We start from the raw sequence: 23,763 nt of genomic DNA on the forward strand, positions 1-23,763 counted from the left end.
CCGGTCGGTGCAGCTCCGGCCGGAAAAGCAATCCGCCGCTGGGGGACGGGTATCAGGGAGTCGCCTGCCACCCCATGACGCTACCGCAACGCATCACACGGATCCTGACTGGCATCCCCAGCCGCCGCCGAGAACGCCGATGAGGATGCCGGGCGTAGGCTCCTAGAGCATCCCAACATCGGGACTATCCGGAGTGATGCTGGGTCAGATTTCACCCAGCTGAATCTAACGTTTACCAAGAACCCTGGGACGTCGCTCGCTTTTCAGGTTCAAACCATGTCGATAGATCTCGGCTACCCAGTACCTGCCGTCGCTATCCCGGGCCAAGACCCCTGATTCGACAAGGACTGTAGTCTCTTCACTTCGCAAGTCCACTTGATCGAGCGTGAATGGAATTGTTACAGAAGCAGCATTCTGAAGCTTTTCCAACGAAGCTCTCACGTCTGGGAACTCTTGCTTGAGCGCATCGATCTTCTGAATACTGCATTCGAAAAGCGCGCTCCTCATCGCGGGTGGGGCCAAAAGTCGATCGGTCCAATCTGCTTGCGATTGAGAAAGTCTTGCGGCTTCAGCAAGGAAGCCTACTACATCCCGAGCCTGGACCTGACCATGAAAATCGCTAAGTGCGGCCGGCACCCAAAGATATGAACGAGCCTCGCGGGACTTTTCACGACCCATTTTTTGGCCCCAGAGTCCGTAAAGCTTGCTGGGCAATTCTCGAAGCTCAATTCCAGGAACTTCGTCAGGAATAATGTCCGAGACCAAGGCTTCTGAGTATATGCTCACCCACAATGCTAGGCGCAAGGCATCTTCCTTATCCCAGCGAAGGGTGTACCGGGAGTATCGGTCCAGGAGCTGGCCACTGTTCTGCGGAACGGCACGGCGAACCAAATCACCTCGCACAAACACGACCAAACCGAAGGGTCGACCATGCAGTGATCGGAGCCATGCAACTACGTCTGTAAGGAGAACTCTCAGTGCTGTCTGCTGCGACTCACTATTGACAGATTGAAGCAGGTCTTCAAGTCCGTCGATTACAAATATCGCCCGAGCTTTCTTTCCGAGATCAATAATCCTCTCAAAAGGACTCAGATCAGCACTTAGGGGAACACCTGCAGCAGCTAGCAGTGTTCGAACCCAGAGCTCACGCCAACGAAGCTCATCGTCTGGTCGGATCGTGAGTAGACCGTCCTTCAGCAAATCCGCAATCTCGATCTGAGTCGCCCCGTTATCAACGCCAGCATAACGCCGCGCGAAATCATCTCGCAGATGCTGAGTCGTAGGATCTTCAGACTGAAGATTTGTAGGTTCGAGAACCGGAAGAATGGGGGCATTTACTCGTACACCATCAACGCTTGCGCCCCGTGCAAACGACTTCCAATCGCCAGCCGCACATGCCTTTGCGAAGAGAAATGTCTTCCCCGCGCCCTTCGCGCCAACTACGAGACCCAACGGAAGCTCAGTCCTGTGGTCACCCACCAGTGATTTTAGGGGGTCGATTGCGAGGAATCCACTGGAATTTGAAAGACCCACTCTTTCTGCGAAAACCAATGCCTTCGCATGCTGAGCGAGTCGAGTGCGACGCGACAACAAGTCTGCTGGGTGAGAAGTTGCCTGTTCTGGGCCAGAATGAACCTCAGGAAAGGTTGGAAGAATTGGATCCAGTTTGTCGCCAATTTCCAAACTACTGATGATCCGGACCACAGCATCCCATGAACGAGGCAATGCCAATAGTTGTTCGCGGAAAGGACTCAGAATTGGTTGAGCAAGCACCTCGACGTCGGTGGCGTTGACGGCGGGGTCCTCGTTCTGACTCAATCCGATTGAGTCGAACAATGCACGCCCAATTTTTTCTTTAGCTTCCTGGACCTCCGAGCCATGATAGTCCTCGCGGAACTGAGTTATCACAACAGAACTTGCGGGATCCAGCCCTCGGACAGAAGGAGCACGCCTACCCAACTGTCGAATCATCATTTCCGTGCCGTCGAGTGACTGACCGCTAAGAGTGGTTACAAACACTCGCTGGACTCGCGGATCAAGCAGGAGTGGGGATGACAACTCTGACATTCCTGCCCGGAGATCAATTACGATAAGATCGACCTCAAACTTACTTGCTAGCTCCGCCAAAGTATTCGTAAGAAAATACGGCGATCGCGACGGATGCATAAGCAGATCCGCAGGCTCGATTCGCGGAGGAGTCAGGTCTGAATTCCTAGTCGACGGCATTACCGTAATTTTGCCGCCGTTGTTAAACGACCGCACTCGCTGATTAGGAAGAAACTCTGCCGCAGTATCGACAACCTGAGAGATGTCATTGCCATTAGATCCGTGAGCGAGGGATAGAAAATCATCGTACGCGAAATCGATCTGACGCCCTTGTGAGCGATACATCCAGGTGATACCAGGCGCTTCCAAGTCTGCATCTATAAGGAGAACGTGCTTGCCTTGCTTCGCCACAGCTTCGGCATAGGCAACTGCGTGAACGGTTCGCCCTACGCCACCCTTGAAAGAGTGAAATGCTACGATCTGCATGTCATCGAGGAATGAATCTTCAGGCCGGTCTAGCTCATTCGCGATCTCCCGTACAATGCGACGTTCTCGCCAAAGAGGGAGGCGACGTGCAGATTCTGAGCCTGACTCATTTTCCTCGATAATGATTTCCAGGCTTGCGGTCTTCCCGGCTACAATACTGTCCATGCTTAGCATGAGCTGGCCTCCCTTGCGGAAGATCGAGCCAGCGCCAAAGGCGTCTTGCAGCCAGGACTCTACTGATTCGAGAGTCGTCCCAGCCTCCACGGCCAATTCGACCGCGTCCCACCAGCCACTAACAGATCTGAGCCAGCCGGGCCAACTCTCAATAGATGCCAGATGCGCCAAATGCTCATCCACATCAACCCATGTGAAAACCCGCCCTGGAGTCTCAATGATATGTGGTTGGCTCATCTCAGGCATGTCTAGCCTCCTTCTTAGTCCTGCTGACACCATTGGATTACCGCGGCCAGCGCGTCGGCTGCTTTCTGTTCATCGACCTGATTCAGGTTTGCACCGTACCTCCACGCCTCGTGAACGTCTTTGAGCGCCACAGGATCCCTATTCTTATCTCTGCGTCGGCAATCTTTGAGATTATCAACCAAACCTGGTGGCAATCTCAGATCCTTCGCGAGCTCACGGATGTTGTGCCCGTGGAGATCGTTTCGAAAATCAAGACCGCCTGTGTCACGAAGGCTTCGACGCGTGAGAAATCGCTCCTTGAGCCCACACTCTGCAGCATAGAAGAGTAGAAGGCAACTCGACCCGCGGTCGCCTGACCTCAGAGCTTTCGAGCTCTGTTCCAGCTCGTTTCGCCTTCGGAGGAGATCTCGTACTCCAATATCTATCGCCACGAGACGATTATGCCAGTCTTCCTGAGTCGTCTATGCCCACGGCTGGCGGTGACCTGCTAGCGGTGGGCCCCTTCCAGGAACCGGTTACGAGCTTTCGGAAGGGGCGGGGCTCGCCCCACCTTGCGTGCCCCGCCCTGCGCGGAAGGTTTAGAGGCGGCCTTGTTCGGCTGCTTGGGTGAGGATGGCTTCGGATTCGTGGCGCCAGTGGCGTTTGCGGTCGTCGGGGGTGCTTTTCCAGCCGGGGCGAGTGGAGATGCCGGCGATGTGTCCTTGCTCGTGGAGGAGGTCGGCGACGGGTGTGAGGCTGCCTGCCACGTTGAGGATGCTGAGGATGGCGTGCTCGGCGGTGGCGGTCGGTTCGACGGCGAAGCGGAAGCCGAAGGAGTCGAAGATGCCGAGCACGCTCGCGGGCAAGGTCGCGGGTTGGGGAGGGGGCGTGCCTTCGGCGTGCCAGGCGGCGATGAGGGCTGCGATGTGGTTGCGTTGTTGGGTCTTCCAGGCGTCGGTTTGCTCGTTCCAGAGGGGTTCCCAGCGGACCTCGCGGAGCACGCCGCCTGCGTGGACCGCGTAGCCGATCTTGACTGGTTTGCCGTGGTGGTTCAGCCAGATCGAGGCGTAGCCGGTCGCTCGGCGGGCCATGAGGGTGAGTCGGTTGCCGTGATTGGTCGTCCATTCGCCCAGCACCTCGGGCTTGGCGGTCCGACCCGTGACCTGTGTTTGCGTCATCGACTTCCTCCCTGTCATCCGTTCAACCGCCCACTCATCTGACCTGGTGGAAAAGCGGCATATGAACATGGTGGTTGACAGAACGGGACGACAGAACTACACAATGGGACGCGAAGAGACGTCCCCAAGCATCGAAGTCGTCCCGATTGGGAGTGCTCATGCCGAATGAACGATTGAAGGATGCCCTGCAAGCGTCCGGGATGACACCGGAATCCCTGGCCGATGAGCTGGAGGTCGATGCCAAGACCGTGAGGCGGTGGATCAGTACCGGCCGCACTCCGTACCCTCGGCACCGCTCCGCCATCGCCGCGATGCTGGACGAGGCCGAGGAGTATCTGTGGCCCAACATCGATACCGCCGAGCGGCAAGCGCGTGTGTCGGAATCCGAGGTGATCCGGACCTACCCGCGCCGCTTTCAAGTGCCATCGGAGCTGTGGCGGCGCTTGTTCGACAACGCCACCGAGCGGATCGGCATCCTGGTCTACTCCGGGCTGTTCCTACCCGAGCATGATCCGCACCTGATCGAGGCGTTGCAGCGCAAAGCCGAAGCGGGCACCAAGATCACGGTCCTGCTCGGGGATCCTGACTGTGAAGCCGTGGCCGTCCGCGGTCGCGAGGAGGGCATCGGCGACGCGCTCGCTGCGAAGATCCGCAACGTCCTGGCGTTCTACGAGAAGCTCAGAGGCACCGAAGGTATCTTCGTCGGCTTCCACACTTCGACCCTGTACAACAGCATCTACCGCTACGACGACGAAATGCTGGTCAACACCCACGTTTACGGTTTCCCGGCAGCGCACGCCCCGGTCATGCACCTGCGCCGACTCGCTGGCGGCACTCTGTTCAATTCCTACGCCGACAGCTTCGACCGAGTCTGGACCGCTTCACGTGACGCCTGGACCGGCGACCATGGCAAGGTGAGGCCATGAGCCGCATCGACCACATCAACAACCCCGATGCCCCCGAGCCGAACAGCGTCGTGCCCTCGACCGTCGCGTTCGTGACCGATGACGAAGGCCGGGTTCTGCTCATCCAGCGCTCGGACAACGGCGACTGGGCCCTACCTGGCGGGGGCCACGACCTGGGGGAGCGGATCGCGGACACCGCAGTCCGCGAGACGAAGGAAGAGACCGGCCTGGACATCGAGGTCACCGGCGTTATCGGGCTCTACACCGACCCGGGTCACTTGATCGAGTACAGCGATGGCGAGGTCCGGCAGCAGTTCTCGATCTCCTTCCGTGCCAAACCGGTCGGTGGAACGCTCGCTACCAGTGCCGAGTCGATCCAGGTTGCCTGGCTTGGCGCAGATGAGCTTGACGCTCTTCCGATCAACCCGTCGATGCGGCTCCGAATCGAGCACGGATTCGCGAAAGACGCTGAGCCCTACATCGGGTGAGCTGGTGGCAGCACCGATTCGACTCGTTTTGCGACCTCTGCGAACACGCTGGCACTGCCAGTAATGAACTCGTAGACGACCGAATCAGGCTCATATCGTTCCTGGACCTCAGCGATCCGCTCCTCGACAGTGAAGGCCTGTCCGTCAGGGCCGGTCGTGAGGTCGCAGTACCAAAGCAGGTCCGCGACGAGTGAGGCTTCACGGTCGAACTCCCCGGACAACTCCTTGTCGAGACCGCGCTGCTCGGCTTCAGCAAGTGCATTGGTGTGGTGGGCGACCAACGCGGACACCCGGTCGTTGAACCCGATCTCGCGAAGCCAACGCGCCCCGTCCAATGGATGGAAACCAGTCGCATCGATCGAGGGGGAGTAGCCGATGTCGTGGAGCGCTGCGGACGCGACAAGCGCCTCGCGATCCTGCTGGATACGGAGCGCTAGGGAGAGCCGTTCGGCCTTGGCTGTCACCGCTTGAACATGTCGCCATCGTCGAGGCAACGCCTCGCTGAGTTTCCGCTCCGCGAGCGCGCGCGCACTGCTGACCATGCTCGACTGCACTCGACGATCCTATCGATCCGGATGGTCGAGCCAAGGTCTGTGACAGTGGCCGTTCGACCCGGAGGTTTGTCCCGGCGTCTGGCCCAGCATCTCGTCGGCCAACTAGGTGCCGGGAGAGATGCCGCCCCTGTCACCAAACGTTCGTGACAGCTAGAGGCGCAGGTCAGTTAGGGTGCCGGGCTAGATCGGAGAGGCGTTCGCGCAGGGCCAAATGGTGGGGCAACTTATGTACTCGGGCCAGCAGCGTTTCTCGGAAGAGACAGGCGAGGACTGGTAGCTGATGTGGGGGCGATAGTTGGCCGGTCCCAGCCGCTTCCTCTGTGCCCCCTGGAGGCCCCATCTGAGTGTTCCTTGATGATCACTGCATGACTTCAAGCGAATCGGAACTCTTGGCGCTGCTGTGCGAGCTTGACGATCCTGTCCACTTGGAGTGGCCGCAGGGCTACGACCGCAGGAAGTGCGCCGAGCCCTTCGGGCGCCTGGTGGCGCGGCTCGAACAGGATTTCGCGGTTGGCTGCGAGTTTGAACAAGACACCCAGGATTCCAGCGAATACGGGCGCATCCACGTGCCTGCAGCGGCGCTGAAACGCGGCTCCAGGCTGGTCGTTTGCATCAGCAAGTTCGGAAACCTGGCCCTCATCTGCGCCGACAATCCAGGCGCGTTCCTTGGCACGGCCGAGGCAATTGACGAGGGGGAACTGCACGTCGACGACCTTGCGAAAGTCGATCAAGCGCTGAGGGAACTCGGATACGTCGTAGTTCCCGAGGAACTGCTGACCCGCGACTACGAAGGGCCGAGCAAGCAGTACCTGGACGGTGAGCGGCCCGACTGGTGGGCTCGGTTCTTCGGCTACTTCTGACGCGCCCCGCGAACAGCACCTGTGTTGTGACCGCTTCCGTTCCCCCACAACTTTGACCCTGAGTCTGACCTTGCCCCCTCGCCCGCCATCGACATGCAGGATGAGACGCAACCCCCTGTCACAACCCGTTTGTGACACCCGATCAACCAGGTCATTGCCTATGAGACGCCTTACGCTAGAGGCTCCGTGGAGGGAGCGAAAGTCGCCCCGACATATTTACTCCGAATCTGAGCGTTCCGGCCTGCGAGGCCTGCTCTGCAACTGCCGACCGGCCTCCCGGCCCGGCCTTCGGTGATCTTGAAGCGTCTCCAGGAACGAGTTACCTTCGAGGGACCTTGGTCCTAAGGACGGCGCGAGACGCCCGCCTTGCCCACACCTGCCATCACGCACCGCCCAGTGCTCCATCGAGCGTTTCCGGCCTGCCCATCCGCAGGCTCGTACCCGCAGCGAGTCCGCGCTACGGTCACCACCAGGGCCGCTACCTGGTCTTTTGCCTGGTGGTGGGTGCGGTGAGCGGGCTTCCGCAGAGGATTCGCGTCACTGGGGCGCGTCGCGATGTCATCGACACCGATCGTTTGGCCGCACTGTTGTTGCGCGCCGCCAGACGCGCCCAGAACGTCGCTGACACACCTGCAGCGGACGCCGGGTGTCCGGACCAGGATGCGGCCCTTGACGACGAAGTTCGGAGCGAGAGGGACGCGGCATGAACGGGCAATCTGACACGAGGAGCGTGACCCCGATCGGTGGGCGAGCAGTGGTGTACCTGCGGGTGTCCTCCAAAGGGCAAGTGGAGACCGACTACGACCCCGAGGGGAACTCGATCCCCGCCCAACGGAAAGCCTGCCTGCAACTGGCCGAGCGCATGGGGCTCACCGTGGTGGACGAGTACGTCGAGCCGGGCAAGTCCGCCCGCTCGATCGACGGTCGCCCCGCCTTCCGCAAGATGATGGGTCGGATCCGCAACCAGCATGACGTCGACTACGTCGTGGTGTACATGCGCTCGCGGCTGTTCCGCGATGCCACCGACGCCGGGCTCACCAAACGCGAACTCCGTGGCCTAGGTGTCGCGATCCTGTCGGTGAAGGATCCGACCGATGACTCGCCCACCGGGGACCTCATGGCGCATATGGTCGACGGGTTCAACGAGTACCAGTCGCGTGTCTCAGGGCAGGACATCGCCTACAAGATGGAAGCGAAAGCTGCTAGAGGTGGCACGCCTGGTCGCGCGCCCCTCGGGTACTTGAACACTCGGGAGACCATTGAGGGCCGCGAAATTCGCACCGTCGCCCTCGATCCCGAACGCGCCCCGATCGTCAAGACGCTGTTCGAGCGGTACGCGACCGGGCAGCACTCGTTCAAGGAACTCCGCGAGATAGCCACCGCCGCCGGGCTCAAGACCCGGCCGACCCGAAAGCACCCGGCCGGAACGCCGGTCTCGATTCACAAGATCGGGCAGATCCTCATCGACCCGTACTACCTCGGCACCGTCACCTTCAACGGCACCGAGTACCCCGGCCGGCACGAAGCTCTCATCGACCGAGCCTTGTTCGACAAGGTCCAGACCGTGCTGACCGAGCAGCGGGGCGCAGGCGTTCGCGAACGCAAGTGGGACCACTACCTCAAAGGCCTCGTGTGGTGCGGGCGCTGCGGTCGCCGCTTGATCGTCGAGCGCGCCAAGTCCAAGACCGGCCGCCTCTACTTCTATTACCTGTGCATGGGCCGCAACGACAACGGCGGCTGCGATCTCCCGCGGTTCGCCGTGGCTGATGTCGAGGCCGCCGTGAGCGCCCACTACGCCACCATCGCGCTCACGCCCACTGAAGCGAGCCGGACCCGGAACGGGCTCGAACGGGTCGCGAAGACCGATGAGCGGACTGCGCAGACTCTGCGGCGCAACCTCAAGCGCGAGCGCGCCCGACTCGACACCCTGGAAGACCAGGTCCTGGACTTGCTCGGCGACCCCGATTGGCCTACCGAGAAGCTCACCGCCAAGATCCGCGACATCGCCGCGCAACGCGAAGCCATCGACGCCCAACTCGCCGGCACCGACCTGCCGCGACTCGACCAGGCCGCAGCGCTCATCGCCCCGTTCCTGGAGCTCTTGTCGGATCCGAGGCGGCTCTACGAGTCTCTGGCAGACGAGGACCGGCAGACGCTCAACTCGATCTGCTTCACCCGGCTTCACATCGACACCGACGCCGACCGGCTACCCCGGATCAGCCAGAGCGCTACCGCCGCCAGCATCGCGCCGCTGGTGGCGTTCCGGGACCGGGAACGGCGAAACGGCACCTGCCCGGAGGCTGATGCCGTTCTTCCTGTGGGTCAGGGTTCAAGTAAGAACCCTTTGGTGGAGCTTAGGGGATTCGAACCCCTGACCTTTTCATTGCGAACGAAACGCGCTACCAACTGCGCCAAAGCCCCTTGCGGCGACTAGATTAGCACAGCGGCGGACGGGCGCCGCGAGGGTGCCGTGTGGGCCGGGTCTCGTTCGCGGCGGTCAGATCCAGGAGTCGAGCCACATGCGGGCGTGCCATTCGTCGCGGGGGATGGCCTCGCCGGTGTAGATCGGCCAGAAGTAGGCGAAGCACAGGACGACGACGGCCACGAAGGCCCCGGCGATGAGCGCGCCGGTGAGGCGGCGCTCCGGTGAGCCGAGGGACGACAGCCCCGCATCGCGGCGGCGCAGGTCGGTGCGGCCGATGATGAGGCCGAGGCACCACGTGACCGCGCCGATGAAGAACGGGACGGCGGGGGCGGTGTAGAAGAAGAACATCGTCCGGTCGGGGTACATGAACCACGGGAGGATGCCCGCGCCGAGCCCGGCGAGGAGGAACCAGGCGCGCCAGTCGCGCTTGTGGAGCGCCCAGACGAGGAGGGCGAGCGCGGCGGGCACGAAGGTCCACCACAGCAGCGGGGTGCCGAGGAGGAGGACTTCGGCGGCGCAGTCGCTCGTGCCGCAGTCGACGTCGGAGCTCCAGTAGAAGACGACCGGACGCAGGTCGAACAGCCACTGCCAGGGCGCGGACTGGTAGGCGTGCTCGGAGGAGAGGCCTTCGTGGAACTCGAGGACGCTGAAGTGGTACTGCATCCAGTTGGTGAGCGCGCCGATGACGGGCGGCTCGGCCCGGCCCTGGTCGGCGAGCCAGTGGCGGTAGGAGCCGGTGTCGTTGAGGAACCAGCCGGTCCACGAGAGCGTGTAGACGCCGATCGCGAGGAGCCCGAACCACAGGTTCTGGAAGAACTCGTAGATGAGCGTGTCCCGGAAGGGCTTGCGGGCGCCCGCGTCGGTGCGCAGCCGCCAGTCCCACACGACGAACAGCACGATCACGATGACGATGTACCAGAGGGCGCTCCACTTGGTGGCCATGGCGAGACCGAGGAGCACCGCGCACGCGATGCGCCACCACGCGGGGCCGAGGCGGGGGCGGCGGCGGGAGGGGTCGAGGCCGTCCTCGATCGCGGCGAGCCAGCGGGCCCGGCGCCAGTCGCGGTCGCGCACCAGGCAGTACATGGCGGCGAGGAGGAGCGTGGCGATGAAGATGTCGAGCAGGGACGTGCGGGAGAGCACCAGGTGGCTGCCTTCGACGGCGAGCAGGAGGCCCGCGGTGCCGCCGAGGAGGGTCGAGCCGGTGAGGCGGCGCATGAGCCGGACGAGGATCGCGACGCCGATGATCCCGGCGGCCGCGGCGGCGATGCGCCAGCCGACCTCGTCGTACCCGAAGGCCCATTCGCCGAGGCCGATGAGCCACTTGCCGAACGGCGGGTGCGCGACGTACGAGGAGCCGTCCGCGCCCGGGTCCCACTCGACGCCGTGGGAGAGCATCGAGTGCGCGTCCTGCGCGTAGTAGACCTCGTCGAAGATCAGGCCCTTGGGGTGGTCCAGGCCGATCAGGCGCAGCACCGCGGCGATCCCGGTGACCCCGAGGGTCACCCAGAGGGCGCGGCGGCGGTCGTCCGGCAGGGTGCTCGCGAGGCGGGCCCGGACGGCGGGGAGGGGGCCGGGGAGCGGGGTCGGCCGCCAGGCGGCGGGCGGCTGCTCGGGCCGGACTGCGGTGGCGCTCACCGGGGTGAGTCTAGGGCCTGAGCGCCCCCTCTGGCGAGTCGCGTCAGGCCCTAGTGTCCGGTCGTCAGTGCACGAGTTCCGTGGGGGGCGTGAAGTCGCCTTCGCCGTTCATGTCCCATTGCGCGGCCAGGATCTCGGCGACCGCGTTCGCGGGCTTGCCGAGGTTGCCCTTGCCGACGAGGTTCTGCGGGCTGTCCGGGTCGGCGATGAACGCCGCGGCGGCCGCGTTCGGGGTGAAGCCCACGAACCAGTTGGTGGAGTTGGAGTCGGTGGTGCCGGTCTTGCCCGCGACCGGGCCGTCGACCGCGTTTCCGACCTGCGGGGCCGTGCCCCACGTGCAGTTCCCGGCCGCCGCGCCGTACTCGGTCGGGCAGCGGGCCGCGTCCACCGCGGCGCGGGCGACCTCGACGCTCACGGCCTGGTCGCACGCCGACTCGAACGGGATCGTCTCGCCGGTCAGCGTGGTCGCGCTCGACGCCGGGATCGGCGGGCAGTACACGCCGTCCGCCGGGAGCGCCGCGTACGCCGCGGCCATGTCGAGCGGCGTGGTCTGCGTGACGCCGAGGACGAACGGCCCGTACGTCTCCGGGCTGTTCGTCACCAGGTTGAGGTCCTCCTGGGACCGGAACTTGATGCCCAGCCGCTCGGCCACGTTGATGGACTTCTCGACGCCGATCCGCTCGGCCAGCTGCACGAAGTACGTGTTCACCGACTCGCCGAAGCCGGTCCACATGTTGTAGTCCCCCTGCTCCGACTTCGAGGCGTTCTTCGGGCACCAGTAGTCCCCGCACGAGGCCGCGCCGTCGCCCACCACGTACTTCGACGTGTACTGGTACGGCGAGTAGATCGTGGTGTCCAGCGGCAGGCCCTCTTCGAGCGCCGCGAGCATCGTGAACATCTTGAACGACGAGCCCGCCTGGTACCCCGGCACCGCCGAGTTGCCGCTCAGCAGCGGGTTCGTGGTGCTCGGGTACGAGCCCTTGTACTCGGGGTTCGAGGTGTTCGGGCCGTTCTCGGAGGTGTCGTTGGAGTAGATGCGGTTCACGGCCATCACCTGGATGCCGCCGGTCCCCGGCTCGACCACCACGGAACCGAGCGCGTACTCCGAGCCCATCTCCTTCTGCCGCTCGACCGCCTCCTGCGCCGCGTCCTGCAGGTCCACGTCGAGGGTCGAGACGATCTGGTAGCCGCCCCGGTAGAGGCGGGCCTTGCGGACCTCCTCGGAGTCGCCGAAGTCCTCCTGCTGGTTCCACCACTGCTCGAAGTAGTCGACGAAGAACCCGTAGTCGGAGTCGATCGCCCCGCCCATGGTGTTGTTCGCGTCCTGCGGGTTGAGGTTCAGGCCCTCGGCCTTCGCCTCGTCGCCCTCGGCGCCCGTGAGGAACCCGACGTCGACCATCCGGTTGATCACGTGGTCGCGGCGGACCTGCGCGGCCTCCGACGAGCCGTTGATCGGGTCGTAGTTCGACGGCGACTGGATCAGGCCCACCAGCATCGCCGACTCGGCCGTGGTCAGGTCCGCCGGGACCTTCCCGTAGTAGACCTGCGCGGCCGCGCCGATCCCGTACGCGCCGTTGCCGAAGTACACGGTGTTCAGGTAGTTGGTGAGGATCTCATGCTTGGTCATCTCCTCTTCGAGCGCCAGCGCGTACCCCATCTCCTTGACCTTGCGGTCGATGGTGACCTCGCTGGCGGCGGCGACCTCTTCGGGAGTGGTCGCGGTGTAGGAGAGGACCTGCCGCACGTACTGCATGGTGATCGTCGAGGCGCCCTCGGAGGTGCCGCCGTCGGCGAGGTTGGTGACGAGCGCGCGCATGACGCCTTCGGGGTCGACGCCGTTGTGCTCGAAGAAGTTCGAGTCCTCGGTGGCGACGAGCGCGTTCACGACGGACTCGGGGATCTGGTCGAACTCGAGCTGCACGCGGTACTGGTCGCCGAAGGTGGCGATCACGGTCTTGCCGTCGGAGGCGTACAGGGTCGAGGACTCGGGCGCGGGCGGGAGGACGAGCTCGTCGGGGAGTTCGAGCACGGTCTCGGAGCCGACCTTGGCGAGGCCGCCGAAGGCGCTCGTCAGCGGCAGGAAGGCGAGGCCGACGACGAGACCGAAGGCGACCGCCACCGGCACGAGCGCGAACATCGCGCGTCGCTGCACTGCGGTGATGGGGCCGAACCAGGTCTGCGCCACCGGTTTCGAAGATGCACTCACGCTGTCTCCCGAAGAGCCCCGAAGCCGGGGAAGGATACGGTCAATTCTCAAATGGGCGCGCCGTAGCGCCATTTCAGGCGGAGTTCCGGGGGCGGGTTCACTCTACGACGCCGCGCCTCGCGGGCTGCGGGGCGTCCGATCCGGGTGGGCGTCATTACAGCCCGTCCCGGGCTCGCGCGCCGCCCGCGCACAGGGTGTCAGGGCTGCTATCGCGCGCGACGGACCGCTCTCGGCGAAGCTTGCGAGCCATGGATTCGCGCGGCTCGTCGCTCACCAGGCGAACGCGAGGGCCGCCGCGAGGACTGCGCCGGCGAAGGCCCAGCACAGGCCGATCGCGCCCGAGCGTCCTTCGTACAGCCTCGTGGCGCCCGAGACGCCCACGAGGGCGAACGCGACGGCCATGAACAGCACGAGCGAGGGCGCCCAGCGCAGCAGCAGCCCGGCCGTGTCGCCGACGTAGGCGCTGTGCGCGTCGGGGCCGGTGGACCGGGCGAACAGGGTGCCGCCGACGTCGGCGGCTTCGACTTCGCCGGTGAGGTGGAGGTCCTTGGCCCAGCCGTCGGCTTCGAAGCGGCCGGTGCAGGCGGGCGCGAACCCGTCCTGGCAGGAGGTGACGGTGACGGTGCCGTACTCGTAGTGGCCCACCGAGATCCACAGGGCGGGGGCGGCGGTCCAGGCGAAGAACATGAGCAGGCACGCGCAGACGAGGATGCCCAGGAGCGCGGGCGCGAACGCCTTGGGCTCGCGGCGGCGCTGGGGCCGGCCGGCCTTGGCCGAGCGGCGGCGCTCGGTCTCGGCGGCCCGCTCCCAGACGGCCCGGATCGCGGCCATGCCGTCGGCCTGGGAGCCGAGCGGGCCGCGCTGCGAGACCGGGCGGGGGGCGGGCTCGGGGGCCGGGTCCCACCCGTAATCCGCGACGGTGCCGTACGCGGCGGGGAGCTCGGGAACGGGCGCGTTCGCGTCCGGCGTCTCGGAGGAGGCGGGCTGCTGGGGATCGACCGCGCGGTTTGTTCCAGACATAACGGTTATTGCATCACCGAATCCTCCGACGGGGGCGCAATCGGGGACGGATCGCCGTGTCGGGTGGGGCGAGACGGGCGCTGCAGGAGGCCCCGGACAGTGCCGGTCCTGATATCCGGACCGATAACATGGGGCGCATGACTCACGTATTGACCGCGCTGGCCTGGCCTTACGCCAACGGTCCGCGCCACATCGGCCATGTAGCAGGATTCGGGGTCCCCGCCGACGTCTTCGCCCGCTACATGCGCATGCGCGGTCACGACGTGCTCATGGTCTCCGGGACCGACGAGCACGGCACGCCGATCCTGGTGCAGGCCGACTCGGAGGGGCTCACGGCCGCCGAGGCCGCCGCGAAGTACAACCGGGTCATCGTCGAGGACCTGGACGCGCTGGGCCTCTCGTACGACCTGTTCACCCGCACCACGACCGGGAACCACTACAAGACCGTGCAGGAGCTGTTCACCACTCTGCACGCGAACGGGTACATCCTGCAGCAGAAGACGCTCGGGGCGATCAGCCCGTCGACGGGCCGGACGCTGCCCGACCGGTACATCGAGGGCACGTGCCCGCACTGCGGGTTCGACTCGGCGCGCGGCGACCAGTGCGACAACTGCGGCCGCCAGCTCGACCCGACCGACCTCATCGACCCGAAGTCGCGGATCAACGGCGAGACGCCGAAGTTCGTGGAGGAGGACCACTTCTTCCTGGACCTGCCGGCGTTCGCGGAGGCGCTGCACGCGTGGCTCGACACCCGCACCGGCTGGCGCACGAACGTCCTGCGGTTCACCAAGAACCTGCTCGACGAGATGCACCCGCGCCCGATCTCGCGCGACCTGGACTGGGGCGTGCCGATCCCGCTCGAGGGCTGGGTCGACCGGCCGGACAAGCGCCTGTACGTGTGGTTCGACGCGGTCATCGGCTACCTGAGCGCGACGATCGAGTGGGCGCGGCGCTCGGGCGACCCGGACGCGTGGAAGCAGTGGTGGCAGGACCCGGAGGCGGTGTCCTACTACTTCATGGGCAAGGACAACATCGTCTTCCACTCCGAGATCTGGCCGGCGATGCTGCTGGGCGCCAACGGTGAAGGCGCGGGCGGCGGCGAGCCTGGCCCGCTCGGGAAGCTGAACCTGCCGACCGAGGTCGTCTCGTCGGAGTTCCTGACGATGGAGGGCAAGCAGTTCTCGTCCTCGCGCCGCGTCGTGATCTACGTGCGCGACTTCCTGGAGCGGTACTCCCCCGACGCGCTGCGCTACTACATCTGCGCGGCGGGCCCGGAGAACCAGGACTCGGACTTCACGTGGGCGGAGTTCCTGCGCCGCAACAACGACGAGCTGGTGGCGGGCTGGGGCAACCTGGTGAACCGCTCGATCGCGATGGCCGCGAAGAACTTCGGGGCCGTGCCGGAGCCGGGCGAGCTCGAGGACGTCGACCGGGAGCTGCTGGCGACGACGCGGGCCGCGTTCGACACCGTGGGCGAGCTCATCGGCGCCAACAAGGTCCGCGCGGGTATCGGCGAGACCATGAAGGCGGTCGCGGCGGCGAACAAGTACCTCGCGGACACCGCGCCGTGGAAGATGAAGGAGGACCCGAAGCGCCAGGGCACGGTCCTCTACACGGTGCTGCAGGCGGTCTCGGACCTGAAGACGGTCATGAGCCCGTTCCTGCCGCACTCCTCGCAGCGGGTGCACGAGCTGCTCGGCGGCGAGGGCGTGTTCGCGCCGATGCCGTACATCGAGGAGGTCGCGGACCTGGACGAGGGCGGCGCGACCGACGGGCCGTACCCGATCCTCACCGGCGACTACTCGGACACCCCGAAGTGGGAGTCCGTGCCGCTGGTGCCGGGCACGGTGCTGGAGAAGCCGACCCCGGTGTTCACGAAGCTCGAGCCGTCCATCGTGGACGAGGAAATCGAGCGCCTGAACGCTTAGGGCGCAAACGGAAGGGCCTGGCTGATGCCAGGCCCTATTCCGTCGTCTCAGATCGCCGGGGCGACTTCGCCGCGCTCGACCCACTTCTCGTAGACGCCTCGGCGCACGGCCTCGGCCCCGGTGCGGGACAGGACGTCCGGGCTGGGGCGGGAGAGGCGGAACCGGGCCCAGTCGTCGTCGGCGTCCACGAGGGACCCGGGGACGCCCTTCCACACCACGTGGTTCGCTTCGCGCAGGACGCGCCGCACCTGGTGGACGCGGCCCTGCTCGACGCCCGGGATGTCGACGCGGCGTTCGAGGGTGAGCGGCGACCACTGCTGCCCGGCGTAGGCGAACAGCTCGAGCTCGGCGCCCTGCTCGGTGTAGGCGAGCAGACGCGCGCCCTCGGGGAGCGGCAGGTCGGTGAGGTCGGCGGTGACGTGCTCGGGCAGCAGGTGCGCGGTCGAGATCGCGAACCCGGTGCCGAGGACGGGCATGCCGCGCCGGTCAGAGGACGGCATCGCCGTCAGGCCTTCGTATTCGGGCGCGACGGGCGCCTGGTAGTCCCAGGGATCCGTTGCGGGCCAGCGCAGTGCGAACACCCACGGGTCGCCCGGCTCGGTCTCGCCGCCGAGGACGGAGCGGGCCGCGGGGGTGCGCAGGTGCGCGACGTCCCAGCGGCGGTAGCAGAAGCCGCCGGGGACGGCGGCGGTCTCCATGAGGCGGGCGATCTGCGGGGCGGTGACGGGACGCTCCATGAGTTCGCCCGGGGCGACCGCGGCGGAGCGGCGGACGCGGTCGAGGAGGACCCGCGCGGCCGGGTCGAGGTGCGGGGTCTGGGTGAGCCGGCGGACGTACTCGAGGTCGAGGCCGGGCGCGAGGGGCACGGTGAGGGAGCGGTCGTCGGCGACGGCGACGGGGACGCCGTCGCGCAGGACCTCGCCGGCGTGCGCGAAGTGGCGGTAGGGGTAGTCGCTGCCGGGGCGGGGGTTGGGGAGGAAGTCGGGGCGCGGGAGCGCGGAGAACAGCTCCCAGGCGGCGCCGTCGGCGTAAGGGAGGCCGGGGTACTTCTCGCCGCGCCATTCGACGGTGACGAGGGTTTCGGGCTGTGGCGTCGGTTCGGCCGGGACGGCGGGGCGGCGTTGCTGGAGCGCTGCGGCGCGGTTGCGGCGGGACGCGAGGTCGCGGGTCATGTGCGTCTCGATTCGTCTTGCGCGGATGCGACGGCGGGTGCGACGGCGTTGTCGTGGTGGATGCGCAGTCGTTGTGGACGCGCTGTCGTGTTGCGGTTGGTGCGAGGTGCTGCCGCCGGACGGTAGTGGCTTGTCCACAGGCGGTGGTTCGACTGTCCGCCAACGTAAGCGCGCCGTGTCAGGCGTGGATGTCCGGAAAATGAAGAAGATGTTACGTCGGCGGCATTACGTGCGCAACGCGTCGGGTAGCGAGGTTCGCGCGAGGGGGGCGCGGTTGCCGTCCCAAACCCCCGCCCACCACCAGAGGGGAAACAAGGTGCCGCGATCGTCTCGCGCCCCACCGACAAGAACGGCCGCGAAACCGGCGCGCGCGGCGCGGATTCACCCGTTCGAGGCAACGTGGCATCGTTGAGGCGTGTACCGATCCGAACCCGCGCCGCTGCCCGAGCCGCTGCCGCATCCCGTCGCCGACAGCCACACCCATTTCGACCTCGTCGACGTCTTCGGCGCCGAGGAGGACCTGCCGGTGCCCGCGCACGACGCGCCCGAGGTGCGGGCCCGCCTCGACGAGGCCGAGTCCGTGGGGGTCGCGAGGGTCGTGCAGGTCGGCACCGATGTCGAGTCGTCCCGCTGGGCCGCCGCGCTCGCCGCGGTCGACCCGCGCGTGCTCGCGGCCGCGGCGCTGCACCCGAACGACGCGCCCCGCCAGGCCGACCTCGACGAGGCGCTCGCCGCGATCGACGCGGTCGCCGCGCTCCCCCGCGTCGCGGCCCTCGGCGAAACCGGCCTCGACTACTTCCGCACCGACGAGTCCGGCCGCGCCGCCCAGCAGCGCTCGTTCCGCGCGCACATCGAGATCGCGAAGCAGCGCGGCAAGACCCTCGTCATCCACGACCGCGACGCCCACGAGGACGTCCTGTCGATCCTCGACGCCGACGGCGCGCCCGACCGCGTCGTCCTGCACTGCTTCTCGGGCGACTTCGCGTTCGCGAAGGAGTGCGCGCGCCGCGGGTTCTTCATGAGCTTCGCCGGGAACGTGACCTTCAAGAACGCCCAGCACCTGCGCGACGCCGCCACCGTGGCCCCGCCGGAGCTGGTCCTCGTCGAGACCGACGCGCCGTTCATGGCCCCGATCCCCGTGCGCGGCCACCGGAACCACCCGGCGCTCGTGAACTACACGGCCCGCTTCCTCGCCGAGCACCTCGGCCGCGACCTCGAGGCCTGGTGCGAGCGGCTGTGGGCCAACACCGAGAACGCATTCGGGGAGTGGTGATCAGCTGACGTCGACGGCCGCTTCGGCGGTCGCGGTGTCGCCTTCGGCGTCGGTCAACGTGAACGTGAAGATCCAGCGGCCCTCGTCGGGCAGGCTCACCTCGCCCGCGAGGATGCCGGTGCGCAGCTCGATGAGGGGCATCTCCTCGGCCTCGCCGCCTTCGGGCCCGTACGAAGCGGTCCACTCGACGGCGGGGAACGGCGCGCCTTCGAGGTCGGTGGCGAGGATGCGCACGCTGTTGGGGCCGGGCCGCCCCGGTTCGAGCACGAGCTGCGCCGAGTACACGTCGGTGGTGACGAGCGTGGCGGTCTCGGTGGACTGCGCCTCGCTCGTCTCGGTCTCCAACAGCGCGGTCTTCGCGGGCACCGCCTGCACCAGCACCGCCACGGCGGCCATCACGGCCGCGAGGAACACGAGCTCCACGCCGGCGGCGACCCGCAAGCGCCGCTCGGCCTCCGTGCGGCGCAGCAGCGCGCGCCGCGTGAACAGGCCGGCGCCGAGGATCGCGAGGAACAGCGCGGCTTTGAGGAGCACGAGCCGCCCGTAGGCGGTGTCCGTGAGCGCCGCGATCGAGTCGATGTGGAGCAGCGCGGAGGCGACGCCGGCGACGAGCACGTTCGCGACCAGCCACGGCACCAGGGCGATCCAGGTCTCGGCGGCCTTGTCGGGGATGTCGGTGTCCTTGCGCAGAGCCAGGATGAGGATCGCGAGGACCCCGCCCGCCCATGCCATCGAGGCGGCGAGGTGCACGAGGTCGGCGACGAAGGCGACGACGACCGGCTCGGTCGCCATCGGGTGCCCGGCGAGCGGCCAGGTCGCGGCGAGCGCGATGCCGACTCCGGCGAGCGCGGCGATGAGCGGCGGCTTCAGGTCCTCGTCGCTGGTGACGACGGTCCGCATGAGCGGCAGGGCGAGCAGCACGAGCAGCAGCCGCAGGAGCCCGGCGAGGCCCACGTTCGACTCCATGACCGACTGGAGCCCGACCGCGTCGAGCCCGGAGATGCTGGTCCCGGTCTCGTAGGCGGCCTGGAGCGGCAGCCCGAGCACGGCGGTCATGGCGACGACCGCGAGCCCCGTGGCGACCGTCTTCGCGGTCGCTTCGCGCGGCCGCGCGCCGAGCGCGAGCAGGATCCCGGCGCCGAGGGCGAGCGCGAGCCCCGCGTACCCGAACCAGCGGTTGCCGTAGATGAGCGCCTGCACGAACGGATCGGTTCCGGCCGTGAGCGCTTCGGCGCCGGGCGCCTCGGTCTCGACGCCCACGGAGTACGTGAAGGTGCCGGAGACGGGGTGCCCGTCGTGGGAGACGACCCGGTAGCCGACGAGGTAGGTGCCCTCCTGGTCGGCGTCGACCGCGATCGTCAACGTGGTCGCTTCGGCGTTCTGCGAGACCCCGGTGTCTGCTCGGTCACCATCGGGAGCCACCACGCCGGTGGCCGCGTCTACGGGGGTGACTGGTTCGTTGAACTCGACGACGACTTCGCTCGGTGGCGCGTCCAGGAGCGCACCGGAGGCCGGAGTGGTCTTGGTGGCCGTGGCGTGCGCCCAGGCCCCCGAGGCCCACAGCGCGCCGAAGAGCATGCCGACGAGCGCCGCCGTGAGCGACGACCAGGCGAAGCGGGTCGCTGGAGCGGCGGGGCGGCGGTCGTCGGATCGGGATCGCATCGCCGCTGAGCGTACTCGAATCCACTTCGCGAATCGAGAGTTGGACCGGAGAAAGGGTGAGCGAGGCACATGGGGAAGTCGAACCGGAACACCGACCGGCGGCAGGCCGCCGAGGCGCTGCGCAAGCAGCAGGCGGCGGAGGCGCGGCGCCGGAAGATCGTGTTCGGGGTGGCGATCGGCGCCGCCGTGGTGCTCATCGGAGGGCTCCTCGTCTGGGGCATCTGGATGAACAGCAAACCGGAGTACGAGGAGCACACCCCGGCCGCGCGGACCACGGACACGTACGGCGTGCAGATCGGCGACGGCCCGGTCCAGGTCGACCTCTACATCGACTACATGTGCCCGGCCTGCAACCAGTTCGAGTCCGCTTACGCCGAGCAGATCCAGTCGTGGGTCGACGCCGGCACCGTGACGGTCAACTACCACCCGCTCGCGATCCTCGACCGCCTCAGCAACGGCACCGAGTACTCCAGCCGCGCGGCCGCCGCCGCCGTGTGCGCCGCCGACGCCGGCGAGCAGCAGTTCCTCGACTACACGCTGGCGCTGTACGCGAACCAGCCCGCCGAGAACAGCGAGGGCCTGAGCGACGACGAGCTGATCCGCATCGGCACCGAGGACGTCGGCCTCGACGCCTCCTGGCAGTCCTGTGTGGAGGACGAGCGGTACCGGGGCTGGGTCCAGGAGGGCAACGCCAGCGCCACCGGGGACCAGGGCGTCTCCGCGACGCCGACCGCGAAGGTCGACGGCGAAGTGGTCCAGAACTCCGAGTTCGCCGAGAAGGTGCAGGCCGCGATCGACGCGGGCTGACCGAAGCAGATGTTCAGGGGCGCAGCCGCATGAGCGGCTGCGCCCCTTCGGCGTCGGCGGCGACGTGTGCCCGGGCGAGCCGTCCCGCGAACCTCGACGGGGGGCGAGGTCCGCGGGACGGGGTCTCGAGGGCGGTTGCGGTCCCTCGCTATGCCCGCATCGCCGCCAGCGCGGTCTCCAGGGAGAAGCCGAAGGGGAGTTCGAGTCGGTGCCGTTGCAGCAGTTCGGTGTCGGCGAGGATCTCGGCGGTGGGGCCGTCGGCGGCGACGCGGCCGGCGTCGAGGATGACGGCCCGTTCGCACAGCTGCAGCGCGTACGGCAGGTCGTGGGTGACGAGCAGCAGCGTGGGGGCGGTGGCCTGCAGGATCGCGGCGAGGTCGCGGCGGGCGGCCGGGTCGAGGTTGGCGCTCGGCTCGTCGCAGACGACGATGTCGGGGCGCATGGCGAGGACGCCGGCGAGGGCGGCGCGGCGCTGCTGGCCGACCGAGAGGTGGTGCGGGGGCCGGTCGGCGAGGTCGCTCAGGCCCACGTCGGCGAGCGCGGCCGCGACGCGCGCGGCGAGTTCGGGCCCGCGCAGGCCGAGGTTCGCGGGGCCGAAGCCCACATCGTCGGCGACGGTGGGCATGAACAGCTGGTCGTCGGGGCTCTGGAAGACGATGCCGACGCGGCGGCGGATCTCGGCGAGGGTCTTCCTCTCCACCTTGACCTCCCCTACCGACACGGTTCCGGCGGTGGCGGTGAGGAGCCCGGCGAGGTGGAGCATGAGCGTGGTCTTCCCGGCGCCGTTGGGGCCGAGGATGGCGACGCGTTCGCCTTCGCGCACTTCCAGGTCGACGCCGTCGAGGGCGCGGTGCCCGTCCGGGTAGACGTGCTCGAGTCCGCTGATCTGCAAGGCGCTCATGCGAACACCGCCGCCCAGGCCGCGATGCCCGCCGCGAGTGCGGGAGCGGCGAGCGCGGCGGACCATTGCAGGGCGCCGGCGGGCGCGGGGCCGACGTCGAGCGGGAGCCGCCCGGTGTAGCCGCGGGCGGCCATGGCCTGCCAGACGCGTTCGCCGCGTTCGAAGGAGCGGATGAAGACGACGCCGAGGCTGCGGGCGAGGGCGCCCGCCTGCCACAGGAAGCGCGGGTCGTCGCAGCGGGCGAGGCGGGCCAGGCGCATCTGGGTCACCTCGGCCACCGTGAGGTGCGCGTAGCGGATCGCGAAGGCGGTGATCTGGAGCAGGATCTCGGGGCAGCGCAGCCGCGAGAGCCCGGCGAGGACCCCGGCGATCGGGGTGGTCGCGGCGAGGACCAGGGCCGCCCATACGCCGAGCGTGGCTTTCGCGAGCAGGTTCCACCCGGCCCACAGACCCGGTTCGGAGACGGTGAGGAATCCGAGGTGGACCGCCGGGCCTTCGACCATGAACGGGAACGCCAAGGCCAGCACCAGGAACGGCGATTCGACGAGGCTGCGGGAGAGCACCCAGCCGAGCGGGACGCGCGCGAGCGCGAACAGTCCGGCGATGAGCAGGGCGTAGGCGCCGAAGGCCCACACCGCTTCTCGCGGGGTGGCGGCGATGGCGCAGGTGAAGGCGACGAGCGCGACGATCTTCACCTGCGGCCGCAGCCGGTGGACCGGTGAGTCCCCCGGCCGGTAGAGGCCGTCGACCGGGCTCACGCGTTCTCGCGCTTCCTGCCGCGCGCCAGGAGCCGGAACAGGCCCGTGGCGATCGCGAGCGTCAGGATGACGCCGAGGACGCCTGAGAGGGACGCGCCCAGGATCTCGTTGTCCAGGAAGGAGATCCCGTAGTCGGCGAAGACGCCGCCGATCTCGTGGTCGCCCGCGGACTGGAGGACGCAGGCGCCGCCGGTGATCTCCCCGTCGGCGGTCTCGCAGCCGGTGAGGAGCACCGATTCGAGCCCGTCGGGCGAGGCCGAGGCGAACAGGGACACGAACCCGGCGAGGACCAGCGTGACGACGACGCCGGCGATCCAGAAACGTTTGGTCTTCACACCGACTCCTTCGCGGTCCGGGCGAGCGGGGTGCCGCGCAGAGCGTGCACGAGGTCGGGGCGGGCGACCGCCACCGCGGTGACGGCGCCGGCGGTGATGACGCCTTCGCCGATGCCGATGAGCACATGGGTGCCGAGGATGGCGGCGGCCATGGCCCCGAAGGACTGGCCGACCTCTTCGCCGCCGAGCCAGAACTGGAGGACGAACCCGGCCGAGGCGGCCACGACGCTGACGACGGCGGCCGCGAAGACCGCGACGCCGAGGCCGAAGCGCGTGCGCGGGAGGACCTTGAGCGCCAGGACGATCACGCCGTAGCCGGTGAACGCGGCGATCACGGCCATGTTCATCACGTTCAGGCCCAGGGCCGTGACGGCCCCGTCCGCGAACAGGAGCGCCTGGATGACGATGACGACGGTGACGCACAGCGCCCCGAGCCAGGGGCCGAGGAGCGCGGCGGCGAGCGCGCCGCCGAGGAGGTGCCCCGAGACGCCGGCGGCGACGGGGAAGTTGAGCATCTGCGCGGCGAAGATGAACGCCGTGGCGAGGCCCGCGAGCGGCACGAGCCGCTCGTCGAGGTGCCTGCGGGACACGACGACGCAGGCGCCGACGGCGATGGCGGCGAGGAGCGCGAACGCGAGGGAGGTCGGTCCGTTGACGACGTCCACTGGGATGTGCAGCGCCAGGTCTGACACGGGCAAGTGCCGCCTTTCGACTGGTTGTGG

General features: G+C 67.3%; 18 protein-coding genes, 1 tRNA gene and 1 pseudogene. 7 read left to right on the plus strand and 13 right to left on the minus strand.

Annotated features, from left to right (window positions below; all coding sequences use genetic code 11):
* Positions 1-225: 225 nt before the first annotated feature.
* Together J5V16_RS12845 and J5V16_RS12850 are read right to left on the minus strand one after the other, a co-directional pair.
* On the minus strand, positions 226-2,952 hold the full coding sequence (locus J5V16_RS12845) for a ParA family protein (protein ID WP_208496682.1): 2,727 nt from the start codon (positions 2,950-2,952) through the stop codon (positions 226-228).
* A gap of 578 nt (positions 2,953-3,530) precedes the next feature.
* On the minus strand, positions 3,531-4,109 hold the full coding sequence (locus J5V16_RS12850; RefSeq protein WP_208496683.1) for a hypothetical protein: 579 nt from the start codon (positions 4,107-4,109) through the stop codon (positions 3,531-3,533).
* A gap of 158 nt (positions 4,110-4,267) precedes the next feature.
* Here J5V16_RS12850 and J5V16_RS12855 point away from each other — a divergent pair, with 158 nt between their 5' ends.
* Complete coding sequence (locus J5V16_RS12855) at positions 4,268-5,035, plus strand: XRE family transcriptional regulator (RefSeq protein WP_208496684.1); 768 nt, start codon at positions 4,268-4,270, stop codon at positions 5,033-5,035.
* Positions 5,032-5,502 carry an NUDIX domain-containing protein gene (locus J5V16_RS12860; protein ID WP_208496685.1) on the plus strand — a complete coding sequence of 157 codons (471 nt, stop codon included), beginning with the start codon at positions 5,032-5,034 and terminating at the stop codon, positions 5,500-5,502. Before J5V16_RS12855 ends, J5V16_RS12860 begins: the two co-directional genes overlap by 4 nt.
* On the opposite strand, the gene J5V16_RS12865 is transcribed toward J5V16_RS12860, so the two are convergent.
* Positions 5,490-6,056 carry an HD domain-containing protein gene (locus J5V16_RS12865; protein ID WP_208496686.1) on the minus strand — a complete coding sequence of 189 codons (567 nt, stop codon included), beginning with the start codon at positions 6,054-6,056 and terminating at the stop codon, positions 5,490-5,492. The two genes, J5V16_RS12860 and J5V16_RS12865, sit on opposite strands and share 13 nt — an antisense overlap.
* A 365-nt stretch (positions 6,057-6,421) precedes the next feature.
* On the opposite strand from J5V16_RS12865, the gene J5V16_RS12870 reads away from it, so the two are divergent.
* The gene (locus J5V16_RS12870; RefSeq protein WP_208496687.1) at positions 6,422-6,916 is read left to right on the plus strand and encodes a hypothetical protein; all 495 of its coding nucleotides are present in this window, start codon (positions 6,422-6,424) and stop codon (positions 6,914-6,916) included.
* Between the two features lie 703 nt (positions 6,917-7,619).
* Positions 7,620-8,648 (plus strand): annotated as a pseudogene (locus tag J5V16_RS25730) (recombinase family protein); the annotation flags it as partial.
* Positions 8,649-9,261: 613 nt separating this feature from the next.
* On the opposite strand, the gene J5V16_RS12885 reads toward J5V16_RS25730, so the two are convergent.
* From J5V16_RS12885 to J5V16_RS12900, 4 genes are all read right to left on the minus strand, one after another.
* Positions 9,262-9,337, minus strand: a tRNA-Ala gene (locus J5V16_RS12885).
* Between the two features lie 76 nt (positions 9,338-9,413).
* Positions 9,414-10,979 carry a dolichyl-phosphate-mannose--protein mannosyltransferase gene (locus tag J5V16_RS12890; protein ID WP_208496688.1) on the minus strand — a complete coding sequence of 522 codons (1,566 nt, stop codon included), beginning with the start codon at positions 10,977-10,979 and terminating at the stop codon, positions 9,414-9,416.
* 64 nt (positions 10,980-11,043) lie between these two features.
* Positions 11,044-13,185: a transglycosylase domain-containing protein gene (locus J5V16_RS12895; RefSeq protein WP_208496689.1), complete on the minus strand. Its 2,142-nt coding sequence runs from the start codon at positions 13,183-13,185 to the stop codon at positions 11,044-11,046.
* A 270-nt stretch (positions 13,186-13,455) separates the two neighbouring features.
* The gene (locus J5V16_RS12900; protein ID WP_208496690.1) at positions 13,456-14,205 is read right to left on the minus strand and encodes a hypothetical protein; all 750 of its coding nucleotides are present in this window, start codon (positions 14,203-14,205) and stop codon (positions 13,456-13,458) included.
* Between the two features lie 137 nt (positions 14,206-14,342).
* On the opposite strand from J5V16_RS12900, the gene metG reads away from it, so the two are divergent.
* On the plus strand, positions 14,343-16,133 hold the full coding sequence (gene metG, locus J5V16_RS12905) for a methionine--tRNA ligase (RefSeq protein ID WP_208496691.1): 1,791 nt from the start codon (positions 14,343-14,345) through the stop codon (positions 16,131-16,133).
* 47 nt (positions 16,134-16,180) lie between these two features.
* Here the strand turns inward: metG and J5V16_RS12910 are convergent, their stop codons facing one another.
* Positions 16,181-17,305 (minus strand): hypothetical protein, encoded by a 1,125-nt coding sequence (locus tag J5V16_RS12910; protein ID WP_208496692.1) that lies wholly within the window; start codon positions 17,303-17,305, stop codon positions 16,181-16,183.
* Positions 17,306-17,720: 415 nt separating this feature from the next.
* Here J5V16_RS12910 and J5V16_RS12915 point away from each other — a divergent pair, with 415 nt between their 5' ends.
* The gene (locus J5V16_RS12915) at positions 17,721-18,578 is read left to right on the plus strand and encodes a TatD family hydrolase (RefSeq protein WP_208496693.1); all 858 of its coding nucleotides are present in this window, start codon (positions 17,721-17,723) and stop codon (positions 18,576-18,578) included.
* Here J5V16_RS12915 and J5V16_RS12920 read toward each other — a convergent pair whose 3' ends face one another.
* Positions 18,579-20,240 carry a copper resistance CopC/CopD family protein gene (locus J5V16_RS12920; RefSeq protein WP_208496694.1) on the minus strand — a complete coding sequence of 554 codons (1,662 nt, stop codon included), beginning with the start codon at positions 20,238-20,240 and terminating at the stop codon, positions 18,579-18,581.
* 69 nt (positions 20,241-20,309) lie between these two features.
* Here J5V16_RS12920 and J5V16_RS12925 point away from each other — a divergent pair, with 69 nt between their 5' ends.
* A complete protein-coding gene (locus J5V16_RS12925; protein ID WP_208496695.1) occupies positions 20,310-21,047 on the plus strand; it encodes a DsbA family protein in 738 nt (245 codons plus the stop codon).
* Positions 21,048-21,195: 148 nt separating this feature from the next.
* On the opposite strand, the gene J5V16_RS12930 is transcribed toward J5V16_RS12925, so the two are convergent.
* From J5V16_RS12930 to J5V16_RS12945, 4 genes are read right to left on the minus strand one after another with little or no spacing between them, the layout of a single operon-like run.
* A complete protein-coding gene (locus J5V16_RS12930) occupies positions 21,196-21,948 on the minus strand; it encodes an energy-coupling factor ABC transporter ATP-binding protein (protein WP_208496696.1) in 753 nt (250 codons plus the stop codon).
* On the minus strand, positions 21,945-22,706 hold the full coding sequence (gene cbiQ, locus J5V16_RS12935; RefSeq protein WP_208496697.1) for a cobalt ECF transporter T component CbiQ: 762 nt from the start codon (positions 22,704-22,706) through the stop codon (positions 21,945-21,947). Before cbiQ ends, J5V16_RS12930 begins: the two co-directional genes overlap by 4 nt.
* Positions 22,703-23,041: a PDGLE domain-containing protein gene (locus tag J5V16_RS12940; protein WP_208496698.1), complete on the minus strand. Its 339-nt coding sequence runs from the start codon at positions 23,039-23,041 to the stop codon at positions 22,703-22,705. Before J5V16_RS12940 ends, cbiQ begins: the two co-directional genes overlap by 4 nt.
* Complete coding sequence (locus J5V16_RS12945) at positions 23,038-23,733, minus strand: energy-coupling factor ABC transporter permease (RefSeq protein ID WP_208496699.1); 696 nt, start codon at positions 23,731-23,733, stop codon at positions 23,038-23,040. The genes J5V16_RS12940 and J5V16_RS12945 overlap by 4 nt, the downstream gene beginning before the upstream one ends.
* Between the last annotated feature and the right edge of the window lie 30 nt (positions 23,734-23,763).

The organism is Glycomyces niveus, assembly GCF_017592475.1.
In the GTDB taxonomy this organism is placed as follows: domain Bacteria; phylum Actinomycetota; class Actinomycetes; order Mycobacteriales; family Micromonosporaceae; genus Glycomyces; species Glycomyces niveus.